Genomic DNA, 11763 nt, shown 5'->3' on the forward strand with positions numbered 1-11763 from the left:
GGCGTGGCGGTGGATATCGCATCGGGGAGGCGATTGCCATCCCGAGGGAACCATCACATTCGCATTGCAGACTTCAGGCGGTCGATCATGGTCAAGGCGTGCTGCTTCTTGTCGAGATTGTAGGTGTCAGTCTCAGATATAGCGTCCAGCGCCTCGTGCCAAGTGTCCGAAAGCGTTTTGGCTCGTGCGAGATCGCCGGCCAGCGCCGCCCGGCTAGCCGCATCGGACAACAGGTCGAGCGCGCGGCGGTTGAAGATATCGAACTGGATCGCCTGGTCGCGTCCGGCCACCACCTCGGCAAGGCGATAGGCGCCGGCGATGTCGCTCTTGCCGGCGCTCACCAGGGCGTCCAGCGTTTCGGCGATCTCCAGCCCGCCATACTGCGTCAGGAGGATCGCATTGCGGGCGCTGCCCCCTGCCCGCTCGGCAAGTGCCGCCCGCGCGGCCGGATCATCCGGCGGAGGCGGCTCGGCGGTTTCCAGCACCGCCATCAGCTCGTCGGCATCAAGCGGCGACAGCCGAACCAATTGGCAGCGCGAGCGAATCGTCGGCAACAGGCTGCCCGGTGCATGGACGATGAGGATGAACAGCGTTCGCGCCGGCGGCTCCTCGAGATTCTTCAGCAAGGCATTGGCCGCGTTGGCATTCATGTCGTCGGCCGGGTCGACGATCACCACCCGGTAGCTGCCGTCATGCGAAGTCAGCGACAGGAAGCGACTGACCTTGCGGATCTCGTCGACGGTGACGACCGTCTTGAAGTTCTTGGTCTTGTCGTTCAACGGACGGGTCAGATGCAACACGCCCGGATGCGCGCCGGTGGCGATCTGACGAAACAGCGAGGACGCCGGATCGGGAACGGCGAGCGTCTCCGGCGCTTGCTCGAAGGCGGGATGCTTCAGGAGGTGATGCGCCAGATGGAAGGCGAGCGTCGCCTTGCCGATGCCGACCGGTCCGGCGAAGATCAGCGCGTGCGGCAGCTTTCCAGCGCGATAGGCGGCCGCGAGCATGGCGGCGGCCTGCCCGTGCCCCACCAGGCGTGGCGTTTCGGACGGTTCGGGGACGCCGTCCAGCGTGTCATGCTGTTCCGGCGCGATGCGTTCGAAGATCATGCGGGTGCGGTCTGTCTGTTGCGCATGGGCGCCCTCGCCTCCAGTGCCGCGAACACGGTGGCGGTGACGGCATTCTCTACCGCATCGGGAGCGGCGGATGCGTCGATCACGACGCAGCGCTCCGGCTCGGCCGCCGTGATCGCCAGGAATGCCTCGCGGCGCGCCTGGTGAATGGCAAGCGTTTCCTTTTCGAAGCGGTCGGGGCCGGCGCCGGCGCCGCGACGTACTGTTGCGCGTCTCAGGCCTTCGGTGGGATCGATGTCGAAGATCAGCGTCATGTCGGGCATCATGCCATTGATGGCCACTTGCTCCAGCGTCTCCATGAACACCGGGTCGAGGCCGCCGGTGATGCCCTGGTAGACGCGCGAGGAATCCAGGAAGCGGTCGCATAGAACAATGGAGCCGCGCTCGACCGCCGGGCGGATGACCTGCTCGACATGGTCGGAGCGCGCCGCGGCGAAAAGCAGTGCCTCCATCTTCGGCCCGAACGGCTCGGCGGCGCCCGAGAGCAGCACATGCCGGACCGCTTCCGCGCCCGGCGAGCCGCCCGGCTCGCGGGTGACGAGGACGTCGTATTTCTTGGCGCGCATCTTTCCCGCCAGCCGCTCGATCTGCGTCGACTTGCCTGCTCCTTCGCCGCCTTCGAAGGTGATGAAAAATCCGCGCGCCAATAGAAAGGCCTTTATCCCATATTTGAATGGATTCTAGCGCTCTAGATAGTCCGCGTTCGGGAAAACGTCCATGCCGCCGACGCTATCGCAGCCAGCCGACCGCCAGTTCCTTGACGGCGTCGAGAGCACGTTGCGGCAGCGCGCCGATGCCGATCGATTCGGCGGCGAACAGCGGCGTTTCCTGGCTCAGCGTGTCGCCGATCCAGACCCGCAGCACGCCTACCGGCTGCCCCTCCTCCACGGGTGCGGCAACCGGGCCGTCATAGACGATGCTCGCTGTCAGTTTGTCGCGGTTGGCCACCGGCAGGAAGATGGCGATCGGCCCCTTCGCCTTCAGCGTCACGCCGGCTTTGACGCCGCCGAAAACCTCCGCCTGGCCCACCACCTCGTCCTTGGCGAAGATTTGCGTCTTCTCGAAGGAACGCGAACCCCAGTCGAGGAGCTTGCGTGCCTCCTCAGCGCGTTCCTTGTCGCTTGCGAGCCCGCTCATCGCCGCGATCACCCGCGCGCCATTGTGGCTGACCGAGCCGACTATGCCGAAGCCGGACACCTCACTGCTGCCGACTGCCAGGCCGTCGGCGCCGATGTCCATCGCCAGCAGCGGGTTGCGGTTCCTCTGCGAAATCTTGTTCCAGGTAAAGTCCTTCAGGCCGTAGTAGCGATAAAGGTCCGGATAGTCGCGCCACAGATGCAAGGCCAGCATTGCCAGCTCGCGCACGCTCGTCTGCTGGCCCTCCGCCGGCAGCCCGGTCGAATTGACGAAGGTCGATTTGGCCAGGCCGATCTGGCGGGCGCGTTCGGTCATCTGCGCGGCAAAATTGTCCTCGGACCCGGCGATGCCTTCGGCCAGCACGATACAGCCGTCATTGGCCGCCTGCACCGTCACGCCCTGGATCAGGTCCTCGATCCGGACCGCCGATTTGAGTTTGGCGAACATCGTCGACGTTCCCGAAGGGGCGCCGCCCTTGCGCCAGGCGTTTTCACTCACCACGAACGTGTCGTCGAGGGTCAGGCGCCCGGACCTGATGGCGTTGAACACCACTTCCATCGTCATCAGCTTGGCCATCGAGGCCGGTTGTATCGGCTTGTCGGCGTCCTTGGAAAACAACACCGTTCCGGTTTCGGCATCGATCATGAAGGCCTGGGCTGCCTTGGTCTCGAAAAGCTGCGCGTTGGCGGGCGCGATGCAAAACAGCAGCAGGGCCAATCCCAGAAATCCGGCCAAAGGCGGAAAGACGCGCAACTGCATGAAATCTCGACCCGTTTGCCGGTTCTGGCGCGGCCAGGCTATCAAGGTTTTTTCCGCAGGATCAACCGTGCGGGAAAAATAGATCAGTTGCGCACGGCCAGGGCGTCCGGCGCACCATGCGACCAGGCCGCCTGCAGCAGATCGTCGACGCCGCCATGGCCGTCCGGATAGAGGTTCACCGCATACCAGTCCTTGCCGTCGAATTCGGAACGTTGGATTTCGATCCTGCCGAAGGGCTCGAGCGCGGCGGCCACGCGTTTTGCCTCGGTGGCGTCATCGAAAGTGCCGGCCGCGACATAGGCGGGCGACGGCGCTTGCGGGTTGGCGTTCTTCCATGAGCGCAGGATGTCGGCGGGCGACATGCCGTCGTCGTCAAGTGCGGCAAAGACATCGGCGTGCCGCACGCGCTCGTCGGCATAGGAGAGCGAGGCCACCGAAAACGGCGATTGCGGCGGCAAGCCGATATCCGGACGCTCCGGCACGATCGGACCGAAGTCGGGCAGCGCCAGGTCACCCAAGGCCGGCGATTGTGCCGGCACCTGCGCTTGCGGAGCTGCATCGGAATTCGTCAGCTGGCCTGGGAACGGCACGGCGGCGGCACTCACCGGCAGGCTCGGCGATGGTCCGTTCATGGCCACCATGACGCCGGTCGGCAAGCCATCCGACGGGTCCGGTATCCTGTTGCCTGGATGGTAGGAGGCCATCAGATACTGGTCGTCATTGCCGTCGAGCGGCGCGCGGCCAACATATTCCACTTTCACCTCGGCCGTGCCGACATTGGCATAGTCGAGCATCTGGGCGGCGCGTTCCGAGACGTCGATGATGCGGCCCTGGTGGTAGGGACCGCGGTCATTGACGCGCACGATGACCGAACTGCCGGTCTTGAGATTGGTGACGCGGGCGTAGCTCGGCAGCGGCATGGTAGGGTGCGCCGCCGTCAGATGCCTCATGTCGTAGACTTCGCCGTTGGCGGTCAGCCGTCCATGAAAGGCATCGCCGTACCAGGACGCCAGGCCAACCTTGGCATAGTGCTTGTCTTCCTTCGGATAGTACCACTTGCCGCGAACCTGGTAGGGCTTGCCAAGTTGGTCGCGGCCGCCGCCACGCCGCATGAAGGCGACGCGAGGGCTGGCCTTCACGCCATATTCGGTTTCGGCGAAATATTCCTTGGAACGGGTCTTCTTGTGGACCATCCCTTTTGGTTCAGGCTGCGACGCGCAGGCGGCAAGCAACACTGCCGACATGGTGAATAGCGCGAAAGCGCAAGCACGGCGTAGACGCGGGCGCGCCGTAGTCTGCATTTCCTGATGTCCCCTACAGTCTCGACCAAAGACGCCGCGGCTTGAACGTCCCAGGAGCCAAAGCTTACCTGACCAAGACCAACGGCGCCTCGAACCCCTGTCCTTTGTGCGCAGGAATTGTTTATCACGCTATTAATCGATTGTGGCCGGAACCAGGCAAGATTGTGACGCCACCCTGCCCGGCGTAGGCTGCCGGGAACGTGCTGTCCGCGCATGCCGGTTGACAGGTCTTTGCCGGGCACACTAGAGCATCAGCGAGATGGCTCTCTTCATTCGCCGCCGGGCTCGAATATCTGATCGAGTGACGTTGGGCGAAGAGATGTCGCTGGAGGGATGGCCGAGCGGTTTAAGGCACCGGTCTTGAAAACCGGCGTGGGCGCAAGTTCACCGTGGGTTCGAATCCCACTCCCTCCGCCAGGTTCCTAGCGCGTTGAAAGGCATCGCTTTTCGGATTTTTCTTATTCGGTTGCTAACTCCGTTCCTAACCTCAACAAACGATGAAGCCCGCCACCGTGAGGCAGCGCCTCCGTAAATGGCTTTGATCTTGATTGCATCGAATATTAGGAAGCCCTAATCTCGTCACGTCGGCTTCGGCATTCTGGGGAGGAAGTGACATGCCTAAGGTTTCGGATCTTTTCTTTAAGACCGCCGTCGTTTGGCTCATTTTGGGGATCGGCGCTGGCTTGCAAATGGCGATTTCGGGAGATCACGGTGCGTTCCCGGCGCATGCGCACATCAATCTGCTCGGATGGGTCACAAGTGCAATCTTTGGCGGCTACTACGCCCTGAACCCGGCAAAGGCAGAGCGGAAAGTGGCAATTGCCCACTTCGGCCTGTACAACGTCGGCTTGGTGGTGATGTTGCCGGCGCTGTATTTGATGCTGCTAGGGAATACAGCGCTTGAGCCGGTCGTCGCTGCGGGTTCGCTCATCGTCGCCGCCGCGGTGCTGCTTTTCGCCTTTGTGGTTTTCTCAAGCGCAAACGTGCGCTCGGCGTCTGGGTTGTCACCAGCCAGAAGCTGATTTGGCGGAATTCCGCTCAGTGAAGAATGGCCCGCCACCATGAGGCGGCGGGCTCGGTCGGCCAGTCGTTCAGCAATTCACGCCGAACCGATATGGAAGCCGTTTGCCAGGTCGACGCCTGCCGCCGTCATTACCGCCAGTGCGCGGGTTGCTGGCGACGGCATGGTCGGCCATGTGCCCCGAGAGTCTCCGTGCAACGGAAAATGGAACAGCCCCGCCTCAGGGTCCCACCCGTCGCTTGTGTTGAAATACAGGATGTGTGTGCCGACCTTGTTAGTCGCGTCTACGTGCGGCGAGACCTCGGAGCCCTGCGAGCCCGAGGAAGCCGCTCAAGCCGCATCACGATGGTTCGGCGAACCCAGAAAGGCATGTAGGCCTGCCTGATGAGCCAAACGATCGGAGCGCGACATTGACCGCTGATGAAGTGACCGAAAGCGTCGCAATCGTCGATCAGGCGAACGCGGACGTCGGCGTCGGCAAGGTGTGGCACGCCGATGTCGCTTCCTTCATGATATGGTGAGGGTCACTCCCGAGGCTTTTCGTGCCGAATCGGCTAAGCCTTGAAGCATGAACGAAACCTCACTCTACGCACCGGTGAAACGGTTTCTCGAAAGCCTGGACTTTGCCGTGAAGGGCGAGATCGGCGGCTGCGATATCGTCGCGCTGCGTGAGGGGGAGCCGCCCGTCGTCGTCGTTTGCGAGTTGAAGCTGGCGTTCAATCTCGAACTGGTGCTGCAAGGCGTCGACCGCGCAACCGCCTGCGACGAGGTGTGGCTGGCCGCGCGCATGTCGGCCCGGGGCAAGGGACGCGAGAGCGACGCCCGGTTCCGCAATCTTTGCCGCCGGCTTGGCTTCGGCCTGCTCGGCGTGACGGCGAGCGACCGGGTCGAGGTGCTTCTGAGCCCCGTCCCCGTCACGCCGCGCAAGAATCCAAAGCGCCGCTCGCGTCTTGTCGACGAACACCGGCGGCGCCGCGGCGATCCTGTCGCGGGCGGCGGATCGCGCAATCCCATCATGACAGCGTACCGCCAAAGCGCCCTCGTCTGCGCCGCGGCATTGGCCGACGGGCCCAAGCGCCCGCGCGATCTCAAGGCGCTGACGCCGCTTGCGCCGAAAATCCTGCTGCACAATGTCTATGGCTGGTTCGCGCGCGTCGACCGCGGCGTCTACGATCTGACCGACGCCGGCCGTGCCTCGCTGATACGTTGGCCGCAGCCATCGCACGATGAATCCCGACACGGGATTTTGAACGCGCCGAGTGCCTGAGCGCGGGACAACGCCCGGCCCTTTGGTTGATTTTTCAGACAAAATATGCTGCTTGTCCCGCCCATGAAGACACTCTGCACGACGGTCATGGCGTTCTTGACCCTGGCTTTTCCGGCCAACGCCATGGATAGCGCCTTGCGCGCAGGCCTCCTGAAACTCGACCCGCAAACCCGCCTCGAACAGCGCTGTGATGCTGAAGTCCTCGACCGCATCACCCACGACGACCGCAAGTACAAGGCGGATCGGGTGGTCGCTTACGCCTTTGCCACGCCGGTCATGAGCGACGACGCCATCAAGAGCCCGGGAGCCGCCTTCCGCAGCAAGGGGCAATGGTACCGGCTGAAATTCAAGTGCGAGACGGCGCCGGACCATATGGAGGTCTTACAGCTCCGCTACCGCATCGGCGACGAGATCCCGGAGACCGATTGGGCAAAATACAATCTCTACGATTAGGCGCTACGACTAGGTTTTCATTGCCGTTTCGGCTCTTCTGCCCGTGATTGTCGAATCCCCTCTGCAGCGCCGCTGCAACAAAGCGGTTTTGCGGCGTTGCCCGAAGCGATGTCTTGACGGCAAGGAACCATGCCTTTAGGGCGGGCTGGGCGATCGATAACGAACACTCGGCGAACAGGCAAGGGCTTCCAGGTCGATGGAAATATTTACTGCCGCAGGCTTATCGGCCCTTTTTCAGGTAATCGCGATCGATCTTGCGCTGGCCGGGGACAACGCCATCGTCATCGGCCTTGCGGCGGCCGGCCTGCCGGCCAGTCAGCGCAAACGGGCCATTCTGGTCGGCATCATCGCGGCCACCGTCCTTCGCATTTTCTTCGCCCTGATCACGCAATGGTTGCTGACAATTGGCCCCATGCTCCTCATCGCCGGCGGCCTGCTGCTGCTGTGGGTGTGCTGGAAGATGTGGCGGGAGCTGGGCGTCAGCCACGAGCAGGAGCGCGACGCGACCGAAGCGCTGTCGAATGGCGATTTCGACAAGGACGGCACCATCGCCGGCAAGTCGCCGCGCAAGACCTTCTCGCAGGCCGCCTGGCAGATCGTCATTGCCGACGTGTCGATGTCGCTCGACAATGTCCTGGCCGTGGCGGGAGCGGCCATGAACCATCCGACTGTCCTCATCATCGGCCTTGCTTTGTCGATTGCGCTGATGGGCTTCGCCGCGTCCTTTGTCGCGCGCCTGCTGCACAAATACCGCTGGATCGCCTATATTGGCCTGCTGATCATCCTTTACGTCGCCGTGAAGATGCTTCTCGACGGCGCTGTGCAGCAATTTCCCGAGCATTTCGCTTTCCTGGCACCATGGTTCGGCTCAAGCGGGCACTGAGCCGTTACCGTCGCTTGCCAAGCCTGTTTGCCTGATCAGGGAAGCCGTGCTATTGCGCCGCCCGAATTGAGCTCCTGCCAGAGCCGTGCAAACCGCAATATGTCGCGACTTCGAGCCGGATCAGCGTTTCCGGTTCAGGTCCATTGGAAACCTGCCCATGTCCGCCCCGCGCGTCAGCTTCGTCAGTCTCGGATGCCCCAAAGCCCTGGTGGATTCCGAACGCATCATCACGCGCCTGCGCGCCGAGGGCTACGAGATCGCGCGCAAACATGACGGCGCCGATCTCGTCGTCGTCAACACCTGCGGCTTCCTCGATTCCGCCCGCGATGAATCGCTCAACGCCATCGGTTCGGCGCTTTCGGAGAACGGCAGGGTCATCGTCACCGGCTGCCTGGGCGCCGAGCCTGACGTCATCCGCGAGAAGCATCCCAACGTTCTCGCCATCACCGGTCCGCAGGCCTATGAGAGCGTCATGGCGGCCGTGCACGAGGCGGCGCCGCCGCGCCATGATCCCTATATCGATCTGCTGCCGCCTCAAGGCGTCAAGCTCACGCCGCGCCACTACGCCTATCTCAAGATTTCGGAAGGCTGCAACAACCGCTGCACCTTCTGCATCATCCCGGCGCTGCGCGGCGATCTTGTCTCGCGGCCGGCGGCCGATGTGCTGCGCGAGGCCGAGAAACTGGCCAAGGCCGGCGTCAAGGAACTCCTCGTCATCTCGCAGGACACCAGCGCCTACGGCATCGACATCAAATATCAGACCAGCATGTTCGGCGACCGTGAAGTACGGGCGAAATTCCTCGATCTGTCCGAGGAACTGGGCAAGCTGGGCATCTGGGTGCGCATGCACTATGTCTACCCCTACCCGCACGTCGCCGACGTCATCCCGCTGATGGCCGAGGGAAAGATCCTTCCCTATCTCGACATTCCCTTCCAGCATGCTTCGCCGCAGGTATTGAAGAACATGCGCCGGCCGGCACATGGCGAAAAGACGCTGGAGCGCATTCGCGGCTGGCGCGATGTGTGTCCCGACCTCGCCATCCGCTCGACCTTCATCGTCGGATTTCCCGGCGAGACCGACGAGGACTTCGAGATGCTGCTCGACTGGCTGGATGAAGCGAAGATCGATCGCGCCGGCTGCTTCAAATACGAACCTGTACGGGGCGCGCGCTCCAACGAACTCGGCCTTGAGCAGGTGCCGCAGGAAATCAAGGAGGCGCGCTGGCATCGCTTCATGCAGCGCCAGCAGAAGATCTCGGCGACGCAATTGGCCAAGAAGGTCGGCAAGCGCCTGCCGGTGCTGATCGACGAAGCACATGGCACATCGGCCAAGGGCCGCACCAAATACGATGCGCCGGAGATCGATGGCTCTGTCCATATCCAGTCGCGCCGCCCGCTGCGCGCCGGCGACATCGTCACCGTCAAGGTCGATCGCGCCGACCCCTATGATCTCTACGGTTCGGCCGTCTGAGGACTGCGATTTACCACATTTCGCGATAGTTCCGGCCATTTACCCTGTTTGGTCGCCGCCTGCTTTATGGTTTCCGGGCCGTAAACGCAGGGACTAAGGATGGATCCCAAACCTGTCCGCCAGGATTATATCGCGACGCTGGACCTGTTGAGGCTGGCGGCGGCGCTGGCCGTCGTGTTGTTTCACTATTTCTTCCGCGGCGCGGCCGCCGACGGCTTTCTCACGGCGGGCTATCCTCATGCCGCGCCGCTCGCTCTGTACGGCTATCTCGGCGTCAATCTTTTCTTTCTGATCAGCGGTTTCGTCATCGCATGGTCGGCGGAAGGCCGCGGCTGGGAAAGATTCGCCGTCGCGCGTTTCGCGCGTCTATATCCGGGCTTTCTGCTCTGCATGACGATAAGCTTCGCGGTTATCACCTTTTCCGGCACGCCACTGCTCCCAGCCTCCTTCAGCCAGTATCTCGCCAATCTCATAATGTTCGCGCCGGCCTTCGGCCAGCCTTTCATGGACGGCGTCTACTGGTCGGTCGTGCTCGAAGTGGTTTTCTACGGATGGGTGACGCTGGCCCTTATTGCCGGCGTTTTCCAGAGATGCAAATTGGCGCTGATCCTCGGCTGGCTGGCGATCTCGGCCGTCAACGAACTCTTCCTCGGCAGCGGCGCGGCGCGGCTTCTGTTTCTCACCGAGTTCGGCCCATTCTTCGCCGCCGGCATGCTGGTCCATCATCTCCACGCGCATGGTCGCTCAGTGCCGGCCTTGCTGCTGCTGGCGGCCGCCTTCGTGCTCTCCAGCTATACGCTGTCTGTGACGCAACAGTGGATGATCGGGCACTACGGCATTGCGGTCTCGTCCGCCCATCTCGTGGCCGCCAACGTGGTGATGCACGCGGCGCTGATCGGCGCTGTCCTGCTGCGCGACCGGATCAGACCGTCGGCGTTCACGCTGGCTCTCGGCGGGCTGACTTACCCGCTTTATCTCCTTCACCAGAATGCCGGCTATCTCCTCATCAACGCCTTGACGCCGCTGGCCGGAAAATGGATTGCAGCGTGGACCTGCGTGGCGCTCATGGTTTTGGTGTCGTGGGCGATCTGGCGCTATTTCGAGCGGCCGGTGCAGCGTTGGCTCAGGATCCGGCTCAGCCTCGCGGTGGACGCCGGTCTGGCGCGGTTTCGCCATGTCCCGGCGGCCGCGCAAGCCGCCGAATGAGAAAGGGCGCCTCGCGGCGCCCTTTCCCTGTCGGACCTAACGTGAAACCTATTGCGGCAACTTGTCGTCGACGCCCTTGACGTAGAAATTCATGCCGAGCAGCGTGCCGTCATCGGCGACCTCGCCGTCCTTCAGCCACGGCGTGCCATCCTGCTTGGCGATCGGTCCGGTGAAGGGGTTCCAGCCGTCGGCGATCTTCTTCTCGGTCGCCTCGGCCATCGCCTTCACGTCGTCGGGCATATTGGTGTAGGGCGCGAGCTTCACCGCGCCGTCCTTGATGCCCAGCCAGACATTGTCGGGCTTCCAGGTGCCGTCGATGGCGGCCTGGACCCGGCTGATATAGTAGGGACCCCATTCGTCGGTCAGCGAGGTCAGCTGCGCGTTCGGCGCGAACTTGATCATGTCGGACGACTGGCCGAAGCCGTGCAGCTTGCGCTCCTCGGCCACTTGCAGTGCCGCGGTCGAATCCGTGTGCTGGACGATGATGTCGGCTCCCTGGTCGAACAGGGCCTTGGCCGCATCGGCTTCCTTGCCCGGATCGAACCAGGAATTCACCCAGACGATCTTGGCCTTGAAATTCGGATTGATCGACTGCGCGCCGAGCATGAAGGAGTTGATGCCCATCACCACTTCCGGGATCGGGAAGGAGACGATGTAGCCGGCGACGCCGGACTTCGATTCCTTGGCCGCGATCTGACCGAGCACATAGCGGCCTTCATAGAAGCGCGCGTTGTAGATGCCGAGATTGTCCGCCGTCTTGTAGCCGGTGGCGTGCTCGAACATCACCTTGGGGAACTTCTTGGCGACCTTCACTTCGGCGTCCATGAAGCCGAAGGACGTGCCGAAGATGATCTTGCAGCCCTCGCGCGCCAGACGCTCGAAAGCGCGGTCGGCATCGGGCCCTTCGGAGACGTTCTCCAGATAAGCGGTCTCGACCTTGTCGCCGAGCGCCTTTTCGACTTCGAGACGGCCCTGGTCGTGCTGGTAGGAATAGCCGAAGTCGCCGATCGGGCCTGTATAGACCCAGCATGCCTTCAGCTTGTCGGCGGCCTCCGCGGACGCGGCCAGCGAAAATGCCGCTGTCGTCGTCATCAGGGCAATAAGCAGTTTTTTCATCATGTTACCTCTCTGA

11 protein-coding genes and 1 tRNA gene are annotated in these 11763 nt (G+C 62.8%); 7 read left to right on the forward strand and 5 right to left on the reverse strand.

Features of this window, described 5'->3' with window-relative positions:
- Window positions 1–53: 53 nt before the first annotated feature.
- From LB533_RS21615 to LB533_RS21630, 4 genes are all read right to left on the reverse strand, one after another.
- Window positions 54–1109, reverse strand: a complete 1056-nt coding sequence (locus tag LB533_RS21615; RefSeq protein WP_140638099.1) for a DNA polymerase III subunit delta' — start codon at window positions 1107–1109, stop codon at window positions 54–56.
- Window positions 1106–1780 carry a dTMP kinase gene (gene tmk / locus LB533_RS21620; protein ID WP_224678209.1) on the reverse strand — a complete coding sequence of 225 codons (675 nt, stop codon included), beginning with the start codon at window positions 1778–1780 and terminating at the stop codon, window positions 1106–1108. The genes LB533_RS21615 and tmk overlap by 4 nt, the downstream gene beginning before the upstream one ends.
- A gap of 82 nt (window positions 1781–1862) precedes the next feature.
- Window positions 1863–3029 (reverse strand): D-alanyl-D-alanine carboxypeptidase family protein, encoded by a 1167-nt coding sequence (locus LB533_RS21625; RefSeq protein ID WP_224678210.1) that lies wholly within the window; start codon window positions 3027–3029, stop codon window positions 1863–1865.
- Between the two features lie 83 nt (window positions 3030–3112).
- Window positions 3113–4330 carry a septal ring lytic transglycosylase RlpA family protein gene (locus LB533_RS21630; protein WP_224678211.1) on the reverse strand — a complete coding sequence of 406 codons (1218 nt, stop codon included), beginning with the start codon at window positions 4328–4330 and terminating at the stop codon, window positions 3113–3115.
- A gap of 327 nt (window positions 4331–4657) precedes the next feature.
- On the opposite strand from LB533_RS21630, the gene LB533_RS21635 reads away from it, so the two are divergent.
- The 7 genes from LB533_RS21635 to LB533_RS21665 all read left to right on the forward strand — a co-directional run bounded on the left by LB533_RS21635 (window position 4658) and on the right by LB533_RS21665 (window position 10631).
- Window positions 4658–4747: transfer RNA gene (locus tag LB533_RS21635), tRNA-Ser, on the forward strand.
- Between the two features lie 197 nt (window positions 4748–4944).
- Window positions 4945–5352 (forward strand): hypothetical protein, encoded by a 408-nt coding sequence (locus tag LB533_RS21640; protein WP_224678212.1) that lies wholly within the window; start codon window positions 4945–4947, stop codon window positions 5350–5352.
- 567 nt (window positions 5353–5919) lie between these two features.
- The gene (locus LB533_RS21645) at window positions 5920–6618 is read left to right on the forward strand and encodes a DUF2161 domain-containing phosphodiesterase (protein WP_224678213.1); all 699 of its coding nucleotides are present in this window, start codon (window positions 5920–5922) and stop codon (window positions 6616–6618) included.
- A 45-nt stretch (window positions 6619–6663) separates the two neighbouring features.
- Window positions 6664–7071, forward strand: a complete 408-nt coding sequence (locus tag LB533_RS21650; RefSeq protein ID WP_140498595.1) for a DUF930 domain-containing protein — start codon at window positions 6664–6666, stop codon at window positions 7069–7071.
- A gap of 196 nt (window positions 7072–7267) precedes the next feature.
- The gene (locus tag LB533_RS21655; RefSeq protein WP_224678214.1) at window positions 7268–7954 is read left to right on the forward strand and encodes a TerC family protein; all 687 of its coding nucleotides are present in this window, start codon (window positions 7268–7270) and stop codon (window positions 7952–7954) included.
- 157 nt (window positions 7955–8111) lie between these two features.
- Entirely contained in the window at window positions 8112–9425 is a 1314-nt protein-coding gene (gene rimO / locus LB533_RS21660) for a 30S ribosomal protein S12 methylthiotransferase RimO (protein WP_224678215.1), read from the forward strand.
- A 99-nt stretch (window positions 9426–9524) separates the two neighbouring features.
- Window positions 9525–10631, forward strand: coding sequence for an acyltransferase family protein (locus LB533_RS21665; protein ID WP_224678216.1), 1107 nt, complete (start codon window positions 9525–9527; stop codon window positions 10629–10631).
- A gap of 48 nt (window positions 10632–10679) precedes the next feature.
- Here the strand turns inward: LB533_RS21665 and LB533_RS21670 are convergent, their stop codons facing one another.
- Window positions 10680–11747 (reverse strand): BMP family ABC transporter substrate-binding protein, encoded by a 1068-nt coding sequence (locus tag LB533_RS21670; protein ID WP_140638320.1) that lies wholly within the window; start codon window positions 11745–11747, stop codon window positions 10680–10682.
- Window positions 11748–11763: the final 16 nt, after the last annotated feature.

This window comes from Mesorhizobium sp. BR1-1-13 (assembly GCF_020165515.1).
In the GTDB taxonomy this organism is placed as follows: Bacteria; Pseudomonadota; Alphaproteobacteria; order Rhizobiales; family Rhizobiaceae; genus Mesorhizobium.

Excerpts from the sequence above, each read along its gene's own strand:
- LB533_RS21615 (WP_140638099.1), bottom strand. The coding sequence starts at position 1,109 with ATGATCTTCGAACGCATCGCGCCGGAACAGCATGACACGCTGGACGGC.
- LB533_RS21625 (WP_224678210.1), bottom strand. The coding sequence starts at position 3,029 with ATGCAGTTGCGCGTCTTTCCGCCTTTGGCCGGATTTCTGGGATTGGCC.
- LB533_RS21630 (WP_224678211.1), bottom strand. The coding sequence starts at position 4,330 with ATGCAGACTACGGCGCGCCCGCGTCTACGCCGTGCTTGCGCTTTCGCG.
- LB533_RS21640 (WP_224678212.1), top strand. The coding sequence starts at position 4,945 with ATGCCTAAGGTTTCGGATCTTTTCTTTAAGACCGCCGTCGTTTGGCTC.
- LB533_RS21645 (WP_224678213.1), top strand. The coding sequence starts at position 5,920 with ATGAACGAAACCTCACTCTACGCACCGGTGAAACGGTTTCTCGAAAGC.
- LB533_RS21650 (WP_140498595.1), top strand. The coding sequence starts at position 6,664 with ATGCTGCTTGTCCCGCCCATGAAGACACTCTGCACGACGGTCATGGCG.
- LB533_RS21655 (WP_224678214.1), top strand. The coding sequence starts at position 7,268 with ATGGAAATATTTACTGCCGCAGGCTTATCGGCCCTTTTTCAGGTAATC.
- rimO (WP_224678215.1), top strand. The coding sequence starts at position 8,112 with ATGTCCGCCCCGCGCGTCAGCTTCGTCAGTCTCGGATGCCCCAAAGCC.
- LB533_RS21665 (WP_224678216.1), top strand. The coding sequence starts at position 9,525 with ATGGATCCCAAACCTGTCCGCCAGGATTATATCGCGACGCTGGACCTG.
- LB533_RS21670 (WP_140638320.1), bottom strand. The coding sequence starts at position 11,747 with ATGAAAAAACTGCTTATTGCCCTGATGACGACGACAGCGGCATTTTCG.